Annotated in this window: 21 protein-coding genes and 3 pseudogenes; 10 read left to right on the top strand and 14 right to left on the bottom strand. The window is 45.1% G+C overall.

From position 1 onward, the window contains the following. Positions 1-9 precede the first annotated feature (9 nt). Positions 10-753 (top strand): N-6 DNA methylase, encoded by a 744-nt coding sequence (locus OIM59_RS02975; RefSeq protein ID WP_303894943.1) that lies wholly within the window; start codon positions 10-12, stop codon positions 751-753. 2 nt (positions 754-755) lie between these two features. Further along, a pseudogene (locus OIM59_RS02970) lies at positions 756-1,547 on the top strand (DUF932 domain-containing protein); the annotation flags it as partial. A gap of 133 nt (positions 1,548-1,680) precedes the next feature. On the opposite strand, the gene OIM59_RS02965 reads toward OIM59_RS02970, so the two are convergent. From OIM59_RS02965 to OIM59_RS02955, 3 genes are read right to left on the bottom strand one after another with little or no spacing between them, the layout of a single operon-like run. Continuing rightward, a complete protein-coding gene (locus OIM59_RS02965) occupies positions 1,681-2,694 on the bottom strand; it encodes a site-specific integrase (protein ID WP_087397479.1) in 1,014 nt (337 codons plus the stop codon). An 8-nt stretch (positions 2,695-2,702) separates the two neighbouring features. Then, entirely contained in the window at positions 2,703-3,710 is a 1,008-nt protein-coding gene (locus OIM59_RS02960; protein WP_303894938.1) for a tyrosine-type recombinase/integrase, read from the bottom strand. Next, on the bottom strand, positions 3,691-4,932 hold the full coding sequence (locus tag OIM59_RS02955) for a site-specific integrase (protein ID WP_303894935.1): 1,242 nt from the start codon (positions 4,930-4,932) through the stop codon (positions 3,691-3,693). Before OIM59_RS02955 ends, OIM59_RS02960 begins: the two co-directional genes overlap by 20 nt. A 153-nt stretch (positions 4,933-5,085) precedes the next feature. On the opposite strand from OIM59_RS02955, the pseudogene OIM59_RS02950 reads away from it, so the two are divergent. The 8 genes and pseudogenes from OIM59_RS02950 to OIM59_RS02915 form a co-directional block, all read left to right on the top strand. Beyond that, positions 5,086-5,193, top strand: a pseudogene (locus OIM59_RS02950) (DUF932 domain-containing protein); the annotation flags it as partial. Positions 5,194-5,279: 86 nt separating this feature from the next. After that, positions 5,280-5,546 carry a hypothetical protein gene (locus tag OIM59_RS02945; protein WP_004326296.1) on the top strand — a complete coding sequence of 89 codons (267 nt, stop codon included), beginning with the start codon at positions 5,280-5,282 and terminating at the stop codon, positions 5,544-5,546. Between the two features lie 43 nt (positions 5,547-5,589). Next, positions 5,590-6,183 carry a hypothetical protein gene (locus OIM59_RS02940; RefSeq protein WP_303894932.1) on the top strand — a complete coding sequence of 198 codons (594 nt, stop codon included), beginning with the start codon at positions 5,590-5,592 and terminating at the stop codon, positions 6,181-6,183. Further along, on the top strand, positions 6,180-8,114 hold the full coding sequence (locus OIM59_RS02935; RefSeq protein ID WP_303894929.1) for a hypothetical protein: 1,935 nt from the start codon (positions 6,180-6,182) through the stop codon (positions 8,112-8,114). The genes OIM59_RS02940 and OIM59_RS02935 overlap by 4 nt, the downstream gene beginning before the upstream one ends. A 2-nt stretch (positions 8,115-8,116) precedes the next feature. Then, positions 8,117-8,875 carry a hypothetical protein gene (locus OIM59_RS02930; RefSeq protein WP_303894926.1) on the top strand — a complete coding sequence of 253 codons (759 nt, stop codon included), beginning with the start codon at positions 8,117-8,119 and terminating at the stop codon, positions 8,873-8,875. A gap of 56 nt (positions 8,876-8,931) precedes the next feature. Beyond that, on the top strand, positions 8,932-9,267 hold the full coding sequence (locus OIM59_RS02925) for a type II toxin-antitoxin system RelE/ParE family toxin (protein WP_007560861.1): 336 nt from the start codon (positions 8,932-8,934) through the stop codon (positions 9,265-9,267). Beyond that, positions 9,251-9,556 carry a helix-turn-helix domain-containing protein gene (locus OIM59_RS02920; protein ID WP_004326306.1) on the top strand — a complete coding sequence of 102 codons (306 nt, stop codon included), beginning with the start codon at positions 9,251-9,253 and terminating at the stop codon, positions 9,554-9,556. Before OIM59_RS02925 ends, OIM59_RS02920 begins: the two co-directional genes overlap by 17 nt. After that, positions 9,556-9,903: a hypothetical protein gene (locus OIM59_RS02915; RefSeq protein ID WP_007560866.1), complete on the top strand. Its 348-nt coding sequence runs from the start codon at positions 9,556-9,558 to the stop codon at positions 9,901-9,903. The genes OIM59_RS02920 and OIM59_RS02915 overlap by 1 nt, the downstream gene beginning before the upstream one ends. Before the next feature lie 44 nt (positions 9,904-9,947). Here the strand turns inward: OIM59_RS02915 and OIM59_RS02910 are convergent. From OIM59_RS02910 to OIM59_RS02860, 11 genes and pseudogenes are all read right to left on the bottom strand, one after another. Next, positions 9,948-10,402 (bottom strand): annotated as a pseudogene (locus tag OIM59_RS02910) (glycoside hydrolase). Positions 10,403-10,449: 47 nt separating this feature from the next. After that, complete coding sequence (locus OIM59_RS02905; protein WP_303894917.1) at positions 10,450-10,953, bottom strand: DUF3872 domain-containing protein; 504 nt, start codon at positions 10,951-10,953, stop codon at positions 10,450-10,452. Continuing rightward, the gene (locus OIM59_RS02900) at positions 10,950-11,810 is read right to left on the bottom strand and encodes a toprim domain-containing protein (protein ID WP_303894915.1); all 861 of its coding nucleotides are present in this window, start codon (positions 11,808-11,810) and stop codon (positions 10,950-10,952) included. Before OIM59_RS02900 ends, OIM59_RS02905 begins: the two co-directional genes overlap by 4 nt. 6 nt (positions 11,811-11,816) lie before the next feature. Then, positions 11,817-12,374, bottom strand: a complete 558-nt coding sequence (locus OIM59_RS02895) for a conjugal transfer protein TraO (protein WP_303894913.1) — start codon at positions 12,372-12,374, stop codon at positions 11,817-11,819. Beyond that, the gene (traN, locus tag OIM59_RS02890) at positions 12,371-13,285 is read right to left on the bottom strand and encodes a conjugative transposon protein TraN (RefSeq protein ID WP_005776862.1); all 915 of its coding nucleotides are present in this window, start codon (positions 13,283-13,285) and stop codon (positions 12,371-12,373) included. Before traN ends, OIM59_RS02895 begins: the two co-directional genes overlap by 4 nt. 46 nt (positions 13,286-13,331) lie before the next feature. Then, on the bottom strand, positions 13,332-14,636 hold the full coding sequence (gene traM / locus OIM59_RS02885) for a conjugative transposon protein TraM (protein WP_211479452.1): 1,305 nt from the start codon (positions 14,634-14,636) through the stop codon (positions 13,332-13,334). A gap of 252 nt (positions 14,637-14,888) precedes the next feature. Beyond that, positions 14,889-15,512, bottom strand: coding sequence for a conjugative transposon protein TraK (gene traK, locus OIM59_RS02880; RefSeq protein ID WP_004326315.1), 624 nt, complete (start codon positions 15,510-15,512; stop codon positions 14,889-14,891). Between the two features lie 32 nt (positions 15,513-15,544). Beyond that, entirely contained in the window at positions 15,545-16,558 is a 1,014-nt protein-coding gene (gene traJ, locus OIM59_RS02875) for a conjugative transposon protein TraJ (RefSeq protein ID WP_303894905.1), read from the bottom strand. Positions 16,559-16,561: 3 nt separating this feature from the next. Then, positions 16,562-17,191: a DUF4141 domain-containing protein gene (locus tag OIM59_RS02870; protein ID WP_008152252.1), complete on the bottom strand. Its 630-nt coding sequence runs from the start codon at positions 17,189-17,191 to the stop codon at positions 16,562-16,564. Further along, the gene (locus tag OIM59_RS02865) at positions 17,188-17,547 is read right to left on the bottom strand and encodes a DUF3876 domain-containing protein (RefSeq protein WP_004294975.1); all 360 of its coding nucleotides are present in this window, start codon (positions 17,545-17,547) and stop codon (positions 17,188-17,190) included. The genes OIM59_RS02870 and OIM59_RS02865 overlap by 4 nt, the downstream gene beginning before the upstream one ends. A 43-nt stretch (positions 17,548-17,590) precedes the next feature. Continuing rightward, positions 17,591-18,205, bottom strand: coding sequence for a hypothetical protein (locus OIM59_RS02860; RefSeq protein WP_303894899.1), 615 nt, complete (start codon positions 18,203-18,205; stop codon positions 17,591-17,593).

Genomic DNA, 18,205 nt, shown 5'->3' with positions numbered 1-18,205 from the left:
TAAAGGAATATGGCACGATATGAAATCTCCAACGAAGTCAGGCCGCTCGACAGGCTCATCACAGGCTTTGCCTCCTCATGCGGCTATGAAATACAGACCGTATTCAACGACCTGCTGCGTTTTATCATCCACGGCTTCTCTCCGGGAGCACCGCCAATAAGCAACTGGAAATACAAGCGTCAGCAAAACGCCTCGTTCATGGAAATGACAGCCGAATGGACACGTATCATGCAGAAACAAATCGGCAGGTCGGGCTGGTTCGACGCTTTCGGTGAACTCCACATGGCTTACTGCTCAAAACCGGGACAGCAGGCAAACGGACAGTTCTTCACGCCGTCACATATCTGTGAACTCATGATCATGTGCGCGGCAGGTAAAAAAGAGACCGGACAGAGGATGGGAGACCCTACATGCGGCAGCGGAAGACTCCTGCTGGCATACCATGCGCACAATCCGGGAAACTATCTGGTCGGAGAAGACATCAGCCGGACCTGCTGCATGATGACCGTATGCAACATGCTCGTCCACGGATGTGTCGGGGAAGTGATCTGTCATGACAGTCTCCAGCCGAAGGCGTTCACCGACGGATGGAAAGTCAACCAGGCTCTGCCCTTGACGGGAATACCTTCTATAAGACGCATGAAGGAAGAGGAATACAGGAATCCTCTTCCGGAAAATATCGAACGCTTCAAAGAGGCAGTCCGTATCATCAACCTATTGGACAAACAATTACCAACCATTAAAAAAATATAATTATGGAAGCTTTAGCAACATTGAACAATCAGAGACAGTTTGATTTCCAGAACAACGGAATCGAAGTAATGGACCTTGAAACACTACAGCGTACCTACAAGGAGAACGACATTTACGGCAATCCGGTAAGGGGAATCTACCACTACCAGGTCATCCAGCGCATGACGGACATCTGCCGCCGTCACAACCTGAACTACGAGGTGGAGGAAATCTTCGCCGCCCAGAACAAGAACCGGACACAGCCCGGAGTGGTCATCTTGCCGCAGGTGGAACAGACCTATGGAGAGAAGGCGGTAGAAGCACATGTACTGCGCAGAATATTCACCACCATCCGTATTCTGAACGGAGATACCGACGAACTGACAACCACACTCGTGGTAGCCTACCATCAGGACGGTATCCAGGCGGCAATAGGTCCCTGCGTACGTATCTGCCACAATCAGTGTATCCTTTCACCCGAACGAAGCGTTGCCAACTACGGTAAGGACAAGGTGACTACCGAGGAACTGTTCGGGAAGGTGGATGACTGGATGCGCAATTTTGAGCGTGACATGGATGCGGACAGAAGTCGAATCCAAAGGCTCAAGGAAAAGGTGTTGACACCTGGTGAATTATACATGATCATCGGTATGCTGACGGCTCTGCGTGTATCCCATGACAGTGCAGACAAAAGACTGGCATCACAGGTGGACACCTATCCGCTTAACCAGGGACAGATTTCCGTGTTTACGGAAGAACTGCTCAAACTCTCACTTGAACAGCCACGCATTACAGCGTGGGATGTCTACAATGTGTTATGTACAGCTGTACATAATACATTATATGAGTAGTAAATCATTATGTGAAGTATTTATTTGTACATTTATTAAATATGCTGATAACTAACTTCTTGACTCTTTAAGACAAACAGATTACTATACATAATATTTAGAATGATTTTAGCCACTGCAAAAGATCCTTATCTTTTTCCCATAAGGGTTCAACATCAGGAGCTACATTTTTATAAGCTTTTTGTATTGCTTCACGTTTTTGCTTGGAGTCCGCACGAGCATAGACCTCCGTCGTTTGAATCGAAACATGTCCCAATATATCACGTATATAAACAAGATTTACACCCGCTTGTAAGAGATGCATAGCTTTAGAGTGTCGCAAAGAATGACAACTGACAATTTCAGGTATTATATCAGGATTAACTTTTCTGGCCATTGTTACGTATTTTTTAAGAATGTATGTAATTCCTCCTCTGGTTAGTTTCTCCTTTCGATTATTCATAAATAAGGGATAAGGTCTCCAGGTTTTCTCCGTCAGCCGATTTTCTTTCATGTATACAGATAAAACGTTCAACTGGCTCTCAGTCATTGGAACTGTTCTAATTTTATTTCCTTTTCCACATACATTGATATAAAACGGTTTATCCAAATGAACATCTTCTACCTTCAGATCAGCCATCTCTTGCACTCGGGCTCCAATATCATACATTAAAGATAGTAAAGCCAAGTCTCGTCGGCCATTTATACTGTGTTTATTGGGCATGGAGAGAAGGAGCGATATTCCTTCAATAGTCAAATAATTGATTTTTCCTTTTGTATGCTTTTTATTTCTTATACTCAGAATACGTTGAAATTCATATAGGTTATCAGGGTACTGGTATTGTACGTACTTTATGAAAGAATGTATTGCAGCGAGCCTGTTGTTCCTTGTCTGAATGCTGCATTTTCTTTCTTTTTCTAACCAGTCAAGAAATTCAATCACCATATTTTGAGTGATCATGGGAAAATCAAATCTGTCAATTTTTATATTCTTATGTTCTGATATGTACGAGATGAATTGAACAAAAGTATCACGATAGGATTTTATTGTATTATGACTGAATCCACGTTCATTAACCATGTATACTGTCAGAAATTCGGATAAATATTTTGCAAAATTTGTTGTTTTCATACTATTTATTATTCTGTTTTATTGTCATCAATGGAAGGAAAAACATCTGTATATATTGTATCAATAGTATATACAAGATCTGGATACATTTCTTTGGTAAGACGGACATATTTATTCGTGGCTTCTAAGGATTGATGTCCCAGATAAGTTGAAAGAATCGGTAATGAACAGTAAATATCCATTCCGTTTTCCAGCATATGAACTAAAGATCTGACAGCAAATGTATGCCTAAAATCATGTACTCTTGGTCCATAATGATTCCCTTTGAATGGTATTCCCGCTTTGTGTAATATCCTTTTAAAACAGACATATATATCGCCTGGTTCAAGACTTCGACCCCGTGCAGAAAGGAAGAAGTGAGATGTTGAGGGACTGGGGTTTAGCCTTACCCGGTGTATACGATATTGGGTTAGAATAGTTGCTAAAGAATCCGAAAACGGAACGAGACGCTCTTTCCCATTCTTTGAGTCTCTAATTATAAGCATTTTATTTTGCAAATTGACCTCCGTATCCAAAAGTTCAAGGGCTTCTCCTATTCTCAGTCCTGTACATAATAAAAAGCGTAACAAGGCAGGCATTACAAACATAACAGAATCTCTTCTTATGGGCATACATACTTGATTATCACATACAGAGAAAATCTGTTCTAGTTCTTTCGAGCTGTAAATATGTGGGATAAAGTATGTTTTATAAGGAGGAACATGACATATTGAACAAGGTCTATCTTGTTGTCTTAAGTACAAAGCAAACTGATTGAATACAACACTTCTTTTATAGCGGTAGCTTTCGGTTTCATTAGGTCTCTTTACCGCCCATGCCCGAGCTAACTCAATCCCGAGTGAAGTTTCCGTTTCACCACGTTCAATTGTCAGTTTGTCAAATAGTACAAGCATTTTCTCGGCTGTTACATACTTGAACCCACATTGGCGTTTGAACTGTACAAACTCTTCCAGTAGGTCCTTATAGACCCCATTAAATATTATTTTCCTCATGATGTTACCATTTAAACTGTTCATAAAATGAATTTCTTAATTCTGGAGCATCCAATGCGCAAAGTTTTAAAGATTTTGTATCAATACGTAAATAGAACATTGTTGATCCGCTATTAGTATGTCCCAATACCTCTGAGATTACAGGCATTGTAGTTAAACTTTCCAACATTCTGGATGATAACGAATGACGCAAGGCATGTGGCCCATGTTTCCTGTCTAGAATGCTAATTCCAGCTCGTTTGAAAGCCTTCATTGTTATCCGATACACTCTGAGTGGCTTAAGAGGCTCATAAGGAGGTATGCTAGTTAGAATTATGAATGGAGAATCGGACTCGGGACGACCATATTTTAAATAGTCAATTATGGCATTTCCAATCTCCGGAAGCAAGGGTAGTTCAACTGGATGTCCTGTTTTGACTTGTATAAGTCTTATAATATTCTCTTCCCAAAAGATATTGGAAAATTTAAGATTACGTATATCGGAACTTCTTAATGCCAATCTTGCAGCCAACAGTAAACATAAATAATTCCTTTTGCCGACTGGATTGCCTCTGTCTATTGTATTTAGAACTTTTGTTATTTCTTCTGTTGAGTATACAGAAGGTAGTTTGGGCTGTTGGACAAACTTGGGTGAAGGTATGTTTATCGTAATATCTGTTTCCATTAATTTATTACGGAACAACCATTTTAGAAAAACTGTTGTATAATAGACACTTTGATAGAGCATGCTTTTATATTCACTGTCTAACTGATTTATATATTGTATTACATGTTCTTTTTTAAGTTCATACACATGTCTGACATTTTGAGAATTTAGATAATCTAAAAATCTTGAAAGATTGGTTTTGTAGATTCTAATCGTAGTTTGACTTACATGTTGAGTTTCTTTCTCAGAAATAAGATCCAGCATTTTTGCACCAATCGGTCCTGAGAAATCGAATGTTTGACATCGTTCTTTAAGTTTACCATTAAGAACGAATTCCTTCAATATTTTGAACGAATTCAAAGCCGACCGTAGATCAGTCGCTGATAGAGTTACAGATAGGAGGTATTGACTTATCAATTTTCTAACAGAATTTATGGATTGAAAATCAACGCTCAAACCTTCTTTCTGCGCATAATCATATAGGCGTTGCCAGTTCTTATTATGCGATTTTAGTGTTTTGGATGTGGAACCTCGTTTCTCCAGATAGCTGGAGAGTTGTTCAGTAATCTTCCATCCTTGAATTTTAATATTTTTATTCATATCTGCTCTTATTGGGGGATGTTATCCCAATATAGAGCTAAAATACAAAATAGTTATGTACAGTAATTTTTCTACATGCCTTTTTTATTATCTGATTATCATTGTGTTATAATAATTTCAAAGATGGTACTTCACATAATGATTTACTACTCATATAATGTAGCGACAGAAATCTACAAGCCTGGAAAGACTGATTTTCCTGCCATGATTCCACAGAACGGAGCAATGGCCGATTTCCTGCTTTCATATAACCAGAATTAGAATCTGAGACCGAAGACAACAGGCCCGGTTCCGTCACCAGCGGAATCGGGCTTTGTATTTTATTAACTGTAATAATCAGATAAGATATGGCAGCAAGTAACAGAAAAAAGGCTGAAATGTATATCCTTTTCAGCTGCAACGCATGGCACGAATACAGTTCATTCGAGCCAAAGGCGGTTTTCTCTTCCATAGAAAAGGCAGCAGACTTCCTGCAAAAGAACAGAAGAAAACTGAAACTGGAGGAAGATGACGTCGAATGTTTCAGACAGCACAGTCAGACTCAGGGCAGAAATACCAATTACCTGGTACAGTCCTGTCCCTACAATCCAGTCCGCGCAAGAGACTTGGAATGACAAAGAATCCCATTCATAAACAATCATATAAAAATATACGACTATGACAAATGATGAAAACACTTACATCGGAATGTCCCTGCCGGAAGGAATACGGTACATCACCGTTTTTGAAAAAGGGGATTTTGAAAACTGCGGAAGAATACTCAGGACATTCTACCGTACGGAAGACAGGGTGAGAAAACTGCTCGCTTTGGGAAACCTGTTCCATCTGGGAGGCAGCCTCTCATCAAATGAAAACAAGACAAGCTGTTGGCCTTTGAATAATGGGAATCCCATTCACGAAGCAAAGGAAATATCCGGCAAGGAAAAGTTCTTCCTGCTCGGTGACTGGACTTACCTGTATGAAAATGGCAGATGGTTTCTGGGCTATGAAGGAAAAATCTATGAAATCAGCAATCCTGAATTTTCTGTCTTTGTTCCCGACAAGGACCATACGCCTTCCCCTCTGGACAAAGGACTTTCCTTTGCCGTAATCGGCGAAACGGGAAAACTGGAATTCACTCCGGAAATTGTCAACGGATGGGATACCTGGAAAAGCCTTCCCAAAAGAGTCAGTGAAAAAGGGAAAACGGTATATGTATTCCGCAAAACACAACTTATAAAAGTCATCAAACCTAAAAAACTGGAATCATGAAAGAAATCAATATGACAAAGGCTATATCATGTATGCCGGACAAATTCATCACAATGGAAATGGTTGAACTGGCCGCAGCCGAACACCGTCCGGAACTGGTCAACTATCTGCCGGAGAAATATATTACTTCTGAAATACTTGACAGTATCTTCAAAACAGATGATTACGGATGGCGTTCCTGGCAGCTTTCGAAGATACCTGAAGAAAAACGTAACCGCCAGATTTGTCTAAGGGCAATAAAGGCCGAAAAGAGTAATTTTCCTGACATACCGGAAAAATATAGGAACAGTGACATACTTGAATCGCTGTTCGCACACAGGAATTTCATGTACTACCTGCATCTGATACCTTCATCCTCATGGAACAACGGAACAGTCCGTGATGCAATATACTCCCTTTACCGTGACGTACAGCAAAACGGAGGTTACCGGTACTGTTCAGAGAGGTATGAACAGCAGTTCTTATATGAAACAAGCGTCATGCTTTCTTTCGTTCCGCGACAAGCCAAGGATTTCAGACTTTGGAAAGAACTGATCCATGACGGACGTATCGCAACCATGACTATCGACAAAATGATGCCTAAATGTTTCAAACAGGCAGCATACTACAAGGAATGGGCCATACGCTGTATCAAGGAAGTGGATACACGCTGGCTTGACTATGACACCGTATGGAAGGCCATCTGTCACAAGACAGGCAACCTGCATGGCATTTTCGATTCATACGGACATTACGAGTGGTTCTCCAAACATGCGGATGATGCCATGGCTGACAAAGCAATGGAGCTGGAACCTAACCTGTTTAACAAACTTCCCAGACGGTTCCGGACACCGGAAAGACTTATTCATACACTTGAAGTAAAAAGAGAAATCAACAGTTACAACTTCATTCTTGAACCGAACCTGATGACGAAAGAGGTTTGTATGGCACTGGCCAGAAGGGATTCGTTCTACCCTGATATTCCATCGGAACGCTGGATCAGGGAACTTGTGGAATATTTCACCGAATACGGCCATAGTCTGCGCTGGCTCCCTCAACTGCCGAAGAAACTACAGACCAGAAAACTTGCCGAGAAGGTTCTGAAGGAGAAGCCTCAATACTTCCATTATCTGCGGATGGAATTCATCACACCTGAAATGTCCAGGTTGTTATGTCAAAAAGACCAGGATAATATCCGGTATTTCAAGGAACGGGTCATGGAATTCCAAAAATATACAGGGCTTCCAGCCGAATTCTATGGATGTGAAACGGATTTCGAGCATATCAGGGACCGTGATGACAGCCGCCGATACTGCCGTATAGGACTCGCTTACATCGCCTTACAAAAATGTAAACGCGGATGGCATGAAAGTGAATATTATCTTATCATGACACGCCATCCCAACCGATATATGCCTGCCAAGACAGTGTTCAGAAAACAGATTACTACATTCCACCGGACATGGCTGGAAAAGACAATATGTGACAACGACCCGCAATTCCGGATTCCGAAGATTCAAAAGGATTTGAAAGATGTACAAGCCATGCGGTATTATGAGGTGGAACATATCCGTACCATACTGGGTTGCGAAATATTCCGCAACTCTTTCATGGGGCAGACAGTGGAATACTGTATCCGCAAGGACGGGCTGACCTACCATGACAGGAACATGGAAAGGCTCGCCTCCGGCCTGCAATACAAGATCCGTCAATTGAAGGAGCAGGCTGTACTCCCAAAAGGAACAGATGACTCTATGGAAATCAATGCAGAAACGGTACACCGCAATATGGGGTATTGTCTGATTGGAATAGAAGCCTTTGCGGAAGACTACGGACTGGACATAGCCCGGACCTATACCCTGAAAGAGCTGAAGGACGTTATCCATGAACAGGGATACAAGCCTTCACTGGAGAAATACAAAAAAGAAGTCCAACATCTAAATCTTATCTGAATATGAATATTCTCCAAAAAAGAATTGAAAACCTGTGCGATGAAATCATCGGCAGGATACTTGCACTGATGAAGGTAAACTCGGTTTCCGAAGTAATACTGACAGACAATGACAATCCGGTTTACGTAATCTGGTTTGACAAGATAGGTGATCCGTGCGAATGTTCCGTACACAAGGTAACTGCTGTCGGAAAAGGAATCACACTTGAAGTCCATGATAAGATAACCGGAGAAAATTATAAGGTAACAAACCGCCATGAGGCGGCTCTGGCCAATCCGGTATGGCTTAACGATATTCTGGAAGCCATAACAAACATCTTCCATATAAAAGAAGATAATGTTATATGCTGCAAATGCGGAAGTACAAACGTAACCTGTGAAGCGATGATAAATCCCAATACAAAGGACTTTGACTACTATACAGATGACTCTTTTCAGTATGGGTGGTGCGACAACTGTAAAACCGGAGTAGTCATAAGCGACACATCTGAAGTAAAGAAGGGAATATCTCAGAAATATAAAGAGTTTACAGAGACTTACAATACCGAACCGCAACTGGCCTTATGCCGTATCATCTGGAAAGATGATATGAAAGAAACGGAAGTTTCCATAGCACTCGAAAACATTCCGGAAGAGCATGATGACGCCATCTTCTTCTATTGCGACAGCCTGTCCGATTTCATGGCGTTGGCAGAATACGGAGGAGAAGACTTCATCGTTACGGAATGTTTTAACTTTACCAACTTGGAAAATGAGGAATAATTTATTTTCATCTTTTCAAAGTTGCCTGATATGTAAACTTTATATATATTTGCAGCATGAAACAGGAAAGGACCATATCAGCCTACAAGAATTATTTCATGGACTTTATCTCATCTCTCAGAAAAGAGGAAGCCCGTAAGATATACTACATTCTTGATATGCTGAAAGTACAGGAAAGGGTAAGCAGCAAGTTCGTAAAGTATCTGCGCGAAGAGCTCTATGAAATCCGTGCTGAATATGGAGGCAACATCTTCCGGGTATTCTTCATATTTGATGACGGGAACATCGTAATCCTGTTCAACGGATTTCAGAAAAAGACACAGAAGACACCGCCTTCTGAAATAGAAAAAGCATTAAAGATAAAGGAGGAGTATTATGAAAGCAAGAAATGAAAACCTGACCAGCATCGATGCTATCATGGATGCGGAATTCGGCAAGCCGGGAACACCTGAACGTGAGGAGTTCCGTAAGGAGGCATACGCCTACTGCATGGGACAGATTATATGTGATGCCAGAAAGAAGGAAAAGATGACCCAGTCCGAACTGGCTGAAAAAATCGGAACCAACAAGTCCTATATCTCCAGAATAGAAAAAGGTATTGTAGATCCGGGTATCAGTACGTTCTGCCGTATCATTGATGCACTCGGATTGAAGATTGAAATTGTCAAACCGGTATTATAATGGAAAATTATCAGGAAAAAGCCAGAGAAAACTTTTACCGCAACCGTCCATACGGCATTCACATTGATTATGCCCGAAAAGGATTTGTACTGTTCAATCACTATACAAATAGTCTCGGCAAACAGGAAACCGGTTCTATTGAAGGCCTTCCCCTTGAAAAGTTCGAGGATGTGGACGCGATACCATTGAACGGGAAAATTATAAAAAATGGTAACCAGACAACAGACATCTATTTCTATACAGACGATTCAAATCCTTACAAAAACATGAAGCTGGATATGGATGCTCTGAAACAGTATAACCGGTTCATTTATCCCCTGTCACTTTTTTTAGACAGGATATTATAACAAGACAGCCGTGAATCATGATAAATTCACGGCTGTCTTGTTTTCTATGGCATAAACAGTAATCTGTATTCTTCTTTTCTTCTCCTTTCAATTGACGGAATTTTCTTTCCCTTATAGTGACAATATCGTATGAAGTCCGCAAAATGCCCCGGTTACCGGCTTCCAGTTTCCTTATCAACGTGCTTTTGGGCATCCTGCCATAACCGAGCAACCTATATGGTCCCACCTGGTATGCCAGACATGCAACCAAAAGCGAATCCTTTCCCAGATGACGGAACAACGCACACATTTCCTTCAGGTCTTTTCTCAGAATACTGTCTCCCTCACTTTCTGTCAGACTGACGGGAAACTTTTCCCCTTTTCTGATACGGTGACCATATGCAACATACGGATAATGTTCCGGACCATGCCATCCTTCGTATTTCTTGATACACCTGACAGCCGTTTCCCAACGTGAGTCTTCCACATTCCCCTGTGCACGCAGGGAAGTTACCGTCATGGCCAGTACCACCAATGGCAGTACTGACCTTAGAAGTCTAACGGTTATTATAGGGCACCTCCTTCCTGAACTGACAAAGAATCTTCCACGGCATCCGTCTCTTCATCGCCTGCATCATTGAAGTCAAATTCCATTTCCGTCATGTTTCCCCAATTGTCCTCGACAACGACAATGAAGTTCTGCGCCTCGTCACATAGTGAAGTATAATACAGCCTGAACTTCCGGTCCTCCAGCAGATAACGGTCATTCGGCTTGAATTCAAGACCGTTGTCCAGTTTCAGGCAACCCTCCCCATCATACTGGAAATAACGGATCGTATAGACTGTACCGTCAAAATCGCCCTCACTTTTGAGTTCACATCGTATTTCCGCCGTCTCATTCCTGTTCAGTTCCTTTGGAACCGGCATTGTTTCCACGGTAAACGGATAACTCTGCTGGATTTCCAGCTCGGATTCGCACGAGGTCAGTACAAGACTGACCAGACCTATGCAGAACATGGCAATCTTGCCTGCCAGCCCAAATCCTTTTCTCATATTCTTTTCTGTCTTCATTTGTTTTCCTTTGTTTTTGTCAGATATTCATTCAAGTCCTTAAATCCATCATACAGACCGGAACAGTCCATAACCTTGTTCCCGAAATGTATGTTCAAAGTCTCCTGTGCAGTAATCCCGGCCCGATCACGGTCAAGAAAGCACAGGATTTTACCGTAACCCTCCAAAACGGCATACGACCGTTCCAGATTGGATACAGAGTTCAGCACCAGGCAGTCCTCGTCCTTCACAATCCGCAATACCAATGCCGAAAGGAAATCCACAAATCCTTCAAACACACAGCACGTATCCTGTTTCTTTCCGGACAAGGACACACAGGAAATGTCCTTGGGAGAGATGCATCCCTTGAACATCGGGTTACGGAGTTCATAACCGCCGCTCCGGTTCATGAAGCCTATGGCAAAATACCGTTTGCCCCGTATTCCATATGCCACTTCCTTGCAGAACCTCCCGGCTATGGCCGGATCAATGCCTCTCTCTTTCAGGTAGCTTTTCAATGCCTCATGACTCAGTTCCGTCACTTTCACGTCCTCGAATCCGGAAACGCGGGGTATCTTCTTACGTTCCTGTAAAGGCCGGAGGGGAAGGATGCCGGATTTCCCTGAAAGGAACTCCAGCTGTTCCATGAAACCGGTGCTTCCGGTCAGTTCTCCGGCAAGATGGAAGATGTCACCTCCCTTTCCGAGGCCAAAATCAAACCAGACATTCCGCTGCGTATCCACCTTGAAGGATGCGGTTCTCTCATTTCTGAAAGGGGATCTGAACCAAACATCATTTCCTTTACGGGATACCGGTACATGCCCCATACCTTCAAGAAAACCTACAAGGGAAATCCGTCTAATCTGTTCCAGTTCCATAACCCGCTAATTTATCATAAAACGGATGCCGATTCCATACTGGGTATGGCAATGTCCGAGACTTCCGCCCCACAGGAAACGCTCACGCAAGGAAGCCGTCAATGCCACACGGTCGGCAAGGTACAGTTCCATCTCCAGCGTCAGGGCACAGCCGTACACAAAGGCATCGCCGTTTTTCAGGGTGGCCCCGTCATAGAGCTTTTTATCGGACCAGTTTACCGTCTCATATCCGGCCAGTGCCGATCCTCCCAGATTGAGGAAGAACACTTTTCCCGCATCGGAAAGGAAATTCAGGTAATATCCGCCTTCTGCCGTAAACTTCGCCGAAGGGATGGTCACATGACGGTAACCGTGTTTCATATGCAGGTATTCCGCTCCATATACCCATTTGTTCCCGCCTTTGACATAGCTTGAAAGTGTCATTCCCATATAGTATCCGTTATCGGAAGCCATACCTCCACGCATTTCCACACCCTGCATCCTTGGCAGAATCCGCTGGGCTTCTGCCTGTCCCACGGAAAGGACAAGCAGCAATGCCAGCATATACAATACTTTCGTTCTCATCGTACCTTCAGTTCGTTGATGGTTTCCGCACGCACCAGGTCTTCGTTGACCACCTCAAAACTCTGGTGACGGCCGCCCTGTTTCTCATACATCTCTACAACCAGTTTCTTGTCATCCGGTATCGTAAACTTGGGAAGGGCGAATACCGTACATTCCGAATCCCTGCCGTTTACACGTGTCACATAATTATAGGCACGCAGCGGATAAATCACCTGCTCCTGCATGGCCGTACGCTTCATCACCTTTTTGTCCACCACCTTGAACGTAATGAAATCCACGTCAAAAGGCACATTCGAGGAGTTCTTTACCTGGGTATGGAAATAAAGCAGGTCATTATGGGTGTACAGCCCTTTGAGCAGATACTGGATACCGAAACGCTTGCAGCCGATATGACGGATACGGCGTTTGTCATTCTCATACACGGATTTCATGATAAGACGTACCAGACGGGGTGACTCGTTATCCAGCTCGGTCAGATAGATTTCCATGGCATTGTTGGGACGGTTCACCGATTCTCCGTCATGGATGAAATCACACATCTCCACATTCAGCAGCAGCGGCTCGTCGGCATACTTCACGTTGAAGGTATAGAAGTTCCCGTCTTCGGTTATTACAGACATATTGGTCTCCTCCCTGAAATTGCGTGTCGTGGCCTTTACTCGGATTACATTCTCGGCACCGTCGGCCTTGCCGGCTATCAGGTTTGTAGAACCGAGATCCACATACTTGACCGGAGCCGGGAAAATGACATGGACGGTCTTGTCATACGTTATTTCCAGTCCGTGCGGCGGAATCATCTGGCTGAAACCGATCTTGCGGGTCAGCCCCTCATAATAATCACCGCTACTCTGCTGCGCCCAGGCAGCCGATACGCCCAGTAAAAGGGCAAACATCATCAGAATCTTCTTCATGTGCTTTTGTTTAATGGTTGTCTTTTCTTTCATAGTTTCCTGTATTTCATTTCTCCGGTGAATGGAGCAGTACCCGGTGTCCGGCCTTCAAAGTAATCTTTACCGTACGCATCCGTTTGGATATATACTGGGAAACGCCCTGTATCACACCTTTTCCCAGATCGGAGGCAATCTGCGCCCCGGCATCGGTGGAAATGTTGATGCTGCTGTTCATCGAGGTTCCCATGTTGGCGGCAATCTCCCTGGCAGCGTCATATTCCAGTGAACCCGGCACCAGGATTCCCTGCTGTCCGTCCAGATCATAGACTTCCAGTTCCACCGGCAGGATAGTTCCCTTGTATTCCACGGCATTGACCATGATTTCCAGCCGTTCACCCTGTATGCGTGTGCCACCTACCAGTACGGTCCCTTTCGGTATGAAGCGTCCGGCAACAGACATGGGCTCGGTAAGCCGCAGGCGCAAGGCCTGTCCGTCGGATACAGTCTGCGTACCGTGTACACAGGCAGCAATGGTATTGCCTTCCGTTACTGTCTTCCGGCCGACAGCCGTATTGAAACCGGCATTGCGTTCTCCCGAAAAGGCGGATATGAACTCTTCGTCGCTCATAGGTCTGGAAAGCGAGGATACCACCTCATTGTGAACCTGTTTCACCGGCATGGCTTTTTTGTCCTCCGCTTTTCTGACAGGAGAAGGAGTCTCCACAGCCTGACGGTTATTGTATTTGGCGGCCAGTTCGTAGGATTTTTCCATCAGGGCCATCTTTTCCTCCATGCCTGACAGTGGCTCCTGCTTCTGCTGCTGTTGCTGCATACGCTCCAGTTCCTCAATCCTTTCCTGAAGCCTTTCCTTTTCCGGATCGGTCCGCGGTTCATAGATACTTCCCAGCGTACGGTTCATCTCACGGTAGGCTCCGGCCGAGGAACTGACCGGTCCGGCATTTCCTTTTTCTGTTTCCGTTTCCGTGTTTGTTTGCCTCTCTGGTGGAATGTTATCGGGAAGACGGACACTGTCTTTCCGTTCCTCTTTGGCAAACATGGACTCCGCAGTTTCAAAGAATGTCTTCCTTTTCCTGCTTTCCTGTTCCATCAGAGCCTTTTCATAGGCATCCTTCTTGTTTCCTTCCAGGCGGCTGTCCTCGGGAGAAGGGATTTCCGTATTGAATCCCTGTCCTTTATCCTGCCGCTCCCGTTCCTGCCCGGAAGGTGAGAATATCAGATAGAAACTTCCCAGACACAGCAGGAACATCAGAGGATACACAACAAATCTGGCGCGTTTGCGTTTCTGTTCCTCACTCAGCGGCTTCCTGTCCTTTGAGGACCGGAGCCTGAACGGTTTCATCAGCCGTTCCATTACTTTCTTGACTTTTTCTTTCTCCATTTCTTACAATAGATTGAATGAACTCCATACGGAGTGAATCCTTTTCCATAAATTCCATTCCGGACTCCTGGTTCTTACTGCCTATAAACGGTCTGCATGCCGTATAGACACATGCGACGGCAAACGGGACAAACAGTATCCAGAGAACGGCCTTGCGCTGTTTAACGGTAAGTCTGTGGCAGAACCTCCTGAGTTGAAGGTCCGCCTGTCTCGTCAGGTTCCTTTTCATCGCTCTACGCTCCTTATGTCCTTGTTTTCCAGTATGGTCAGATGTTCGATGATAAAGCCGTTGGGGTTGTCATCGGAACGGGACGTATTCTGAAGCTGGCAGTCAGTCACCAGCGAACGTTCCGTCACATTACTCTCACGGATAATCATCTGGCGGGCATACGTCCTGGCCCTGTAGGGGTATCCGGAAAAGTCGCAGACCACGCTGTCCACCCGTACCACCTGATTGATATTACCGGAAATGAGACGGTTATAATATCCTTTCTCGGCAAAATCCACATAGTAATGATAGGCGCTTTTGTCCGCCAGCTGCAAGGCACGGTTGATATTGTGCTCGATGGCATCCTTCTGTGGCGACAGTCCGAAAAAGAGCTCATGGAACCTTCTTACATGCTCCCTGGCTTCAGCCGGACGGTTCTGTGAAAGATCCTGCGAAAGGGCAAGCATCAGTGACTTGCCGCCATCGAGTACATAAATTTTCTCACGCTGTTTCTCCGCAAAGCGGTATGAGTTCCACAGGGCAAAGACGGTCACGAGCGTGCAGCATCCGACAAAGACCGCAAGCATCAGGCGTATCCGTCTGAAGCTGCTTTCAATATTGGTCAGTGATTTGAATTCCATCTGTTTTCATGATTTTTATGTTCCTGTTCTGTTTATTTTCCACGCAGACGCCCTCCGATATTTCCCAGTCCGGAACCTGCGGCACCGGCTGCAAATCCTCCGGCCTTGGTCGCGGTACGGTTGATGTTGCGGTTGTAGTTTCCGGCACCGCCTGCCTGCACAATCCATCCGGCCACGGTCGGCACGGTAAAATATCCGATGATACCTATCAGCATGAAGATCACATATACCGAATTGGAGTTGTCCAGCGAATAGTTCGGATTGTTCTGGAGCTCCAGGATGTCGTTCTGCAGCATGAGCACCTGAATCTTGGCCAGCATACAGCTGAAAAGGTCACTCACGGGAAGCCACAGATAGACGGAAATGTAACGTGTGAACCACTGGCTGAGCGTGGACTGGAAACCGTCCCACACACTGAAGGCAAAGGCAATGGGACCAAGGATGGACAATACAACCTGAAAAAAGGTCCTTACCGTATCTATAAGCAGGGATGCCGCGGCAAAAAGCAGTTCCAGCAGACTGCGGAAGGCGTCACGGATATTCTTTTCCAGATTGTACATGCCCACTTCCATATACATGCCCATGCGGGTTGCCATGGCATCGGGCGACCATCCGAGCTCGTCCAGCTGACGGTCAAACTCCTCATCGCTGACCAGATAGGCCGTTTCCGGATTGCGGAGCATGGCTTCACGTTCCAGCCTGTCCTTCTGCTCACGGTACTGCTGCATGTCCATCGTCTGCCCCTCAAGCATCTTGTGGGTTCCCTGCACAATCGGACTCAGCACCGTATTCATCGTTCCGAGTACCAGAGTCGGGAAAAGCATGATGCAGATGCCTATCGCAAACGGGCGCAGAAGCGGATACACGTCTATCGGTTCGGCACGGGCAAGCGACTGCCAGACACGGACGGCCACATAGAACAGGGCACCGAGTCCGGCAAGTCCCTTGGCCACATCCAGCATATCCCCGCAAAGGGGCATCATTTCATTGTAAAGGCTCTCCAGAATGGTATGGAGATTCGAGAAATCCACGGATAACAATACCATAGGCTACCAATATTTGGAGGTGTCATTGCCATAGAGCTTCAGGACACGGTCAAGGTCATTCTTCTTGCGGGCACGCAGAAAACTCACGGCTATATTCCTGTTCGTATAGTAATTCACGAGATTGCGGTAACGGCGCATACTGGCATAACAGTCATCCACCACGTCCATACGATCCTTGTCGGTCATGGAAAGGGTGCTGACGTTGATTACCTGCCTGAGGTCCTGCAACACCCCGTTGCTCTCTTCCAGAAGTTTGGTATAACCGAAAGCGATGGCATCCAGCTCTTCGGGAGAAAAGTTCTCGTCACCCAGCATCTTCTGGAAATTGGTCACGTAGATTTCCGACACGTCACCTACCATCAGGATAATCTCACTGACCTTACGGGCATCCTTCACCAGATTGTTGACGGACTTCAGGGCATCATAGTATTTCTTGTACTGCTGGTATATCTTCACCGTCTCCGCAAAATTCTGGGCGGTACTTGTCGCAGTTGAAGAGGTATGCACGATATTGTCCGACATGTTGATGATACTCTGGGCAAGGTTTCCCGGATCGGTCACCACCCACTGTGCCCGTATCTGTCCGGCAAGAAAAAAGGTTCCTGCACAAAGCAGCAGCAGTCTTTTTCTCATGGACGTACCTCCTTCCTTACATAGTCACCGTTCGGAGAAAAGGTCAATACGTCAGCCGCCTCATTGTAGGCGATGTCTATGCGGTAGCCGGTATTGATGAACAGGTTACCGTTTTCTTCCACCAGCAGATAGGTTTCCGGCTTCAGCTTCCGTGTCTTTCCGCTACGGGCGAAGACCGTCACCTTGTAGGCGTCCCCTTCCTTATATATAAGGACATCGGGCTTGCCTTCCACACTGCTCCATGAACCGCACAGGCGGTCACAGTCCTTGAACCTGCTTTCACTACAGCTCTGCAGCAGCAGTGATGCCGCCCCGATCAGGCAGGCGGCCAGTCTGTACAACTGTCTGTTTTTCATGTCTTGTCTTTTTAATGATGTTGTTCTTGTTTTACTGAATCTCTCAAAGTCCCATCTTGCGTCTCTTTGGCTTCGGACTGACAGGGATGCGGACTTTTCCGGTCGGCCTGTCCTTACAGGCTGGCTGCCGACATTCCTTGCGGATAATGGTATTGTCCTTTTTGTTTGGGGACTTCAGGCCGACCATGGTTTCAAACCTGGCATAAAGTTCTTTATATGCCTTTTCTGACTGTTGCCGCCTGATTTCATCCGGGGAATTCCGGTCAATGCCGTATTTCATGAGAAAACAGGAATTAATGAAAGGACTGTCAATATTCTTCGGGTTGGCGATGAAACCTCCCAGCTTTTCCAGTTCCCCGTACAGCTTGTCGAGATACTGTACGGGAGGAGGGGAACAAAGCCGCTCGAAGACCTTCTCTACAGCATGTGTCAGTCTTACATCGACCTCTACGGCATCAGGTATCTCGCCTCTGAGCCTTCTTTCCCTGTAATCTTCCGGTTCCATACTTTCAAGCCGGTGATACAGCTCATAGTCTTCTGAAAATCCGTAATGTTCACGGATCTCCTTCGGTATGTCCCATCCGTTCATCAGGGACCAGTAGAGACATTCGATTGTCTCCTTACGCTTTCTTTCATCCGATTCAAAACTGTCATTCAT

Origin of the sequence: Bacteroides mediterraneensis (assembly GCF_025993685.1) — a bacterium.
Taxonomy (GTDB): Bacteria; Bacteroidota; Bacteroidia; order Bacteroidales; family Bacteroidaceae; genus Phocaeicola; species Phocaeicola mediterraneensis_A.
The sequence above is the reverse complement of the archived record's forward strand: the minus strand, read 5'-3'. Positions and strand labels throughout refer to the sequence as shown.

Bases quoted from the DNA above. Each gene is read 5' to 3' on its own strand.
- OIM59_RS02960 (WP_303894938.1), bottom strand. From the start codon at position 3,710: ATGAACAGTTTAAATGGTAACATCATGAGGAAAATAATATTTAATGGG.
- traK (WP_004326315.1), bottom strand. From the start codon at position 15,512: ATGGAATTCAAATCACTGACCAATATTGAAAGCAGCTTCAGACGGATA.
- traN (WP_005776862.1), bottom strand. From the start codon at position 13,285: ATGAAGAAGATTCTGATGATGTTTGCCCTTTTACTGGGCGTATCGGCT.
- OIM59_RS02930 (WP_303894926.1), top strand. From the start codon at position 8,117: ATGAATATTCTCCAAAAAAGAATTGAAAACCTGTGCGATGAAATCATC.
- OIM59_RS02895 (WP_303894913.1), bottom strand. From the start codon at position 12,374: ATGAGAACGAAAGTATTGTATATGCTGGCATTGCTGCTTGTCCTTTCC.
- OIM59_RS02905 (WP_303894917.1), bottom strand. From the start codon at position 10,953: ATGAAGACAGAAAAGAATATGAGAAAAGGATTTGGGCTGGCAGGCAAG.
- OIM59_RS02920 (WP_004326306.1), top strand. From the start codon at position 9,251: ATGAAAGCAAGAAATGAAAACCTGACCAGCATCGATGCTATCATGGAT.
- OIM59_RS02915 (WP_007560866.1), top strand. From the start codon at position 9,556: ATGGAAAATTATCAGGAAAAAGCCAGAGAAAACTTTTACCGCAACCGT.
- OIM59_RS02925 (WP_007560861.1), top strand. From the start codon at position 8,932: ATGAAACAGGAAAGGACCATATCAGCCTACAAGAATTATTTCATGGAC.
- traM (WP_211479452.1), bottom strand. From the start codon at position 14,636: ATGGAACGGCTGATGAAACCGTTCAGGCTCCGGTCCTCAAAGGACAGG.
- OIM59_RS02900 (WP_303894915.1), bottom strand. From the start codon at position 11,810: ATGGAACTGGAACAGATTAGACGGATTTCCCTTGTAGGTTTTCTTGAA.
- OIM59_RS02865 (WP_004294975.1), bottom strand. From the start codon at position 17,547: ATGAAAAACAGACAGTTGTACAGACTGGCCGCCTGCCTGATCGGGGCG.
- OIM59_RS02860 (WP_303894899.1), bottom strand. From the start codon at position 18,205: ATGAATGACAGTTTTGAATCGGATGAAAGAAAGCGTAAGGAGACAATC.
- OIM59_RS02975 (WP_303894943.1), top strand. From the start codon at position 10: ATGGCACGATATGAAATCTCCAACGAAGTCAGGCCGCTCGACAGGCTC.
- OIM59_RS02940 (WP_303894932.1), top strand. From the start codon at position 5,590: ATGACAAATGATGAAAACACTTACATCGGAATGTCCCTGCCGGAAGGA.
- OIM59_RS02955 (WP_303894935.1), bottom strand. From the start codon at position 4,932: ATGAATAAAAATATTAAAATTCAAGGATGGAAGATTACTGAACAACTC.
- OIM59_RS02870 (WP_008152252.1), bottom strand. From the start codon at position 17,191: ATGAGAAAAAGACTGCTGCTGCTTTGTGCAGGAACCTTTTTTCTTGCC.
- traJ (WP_303894905.1), bottom strand. From the start codon at position 16,558: ATGGTATTGTTATCCGTGGATTTCTCGAATCTCCATACCATTCTGGAG.
- OIM59_RS02935 (WP_303894929.1), top strand. From the start codon at position 6,180: ATGAAAGAAATCAATATGACAAAGGCTATATCATGTATGCCGGACAAA.
- OIM59_RS02945 (WP_004326296.1), top strand. From the start codon at position 5,280: ATGGCAGCAAGTAACAGAAAAAAGGCTGAAATGTATATCCTTTTCAGC.
- OIM59_RS02965 (WP_087397479.1), bottom strand. From the start codon at position 2,694: ATGAAAACAACAAATTTTGCAAAATATTTATCCGAATTTCTGACAGTA.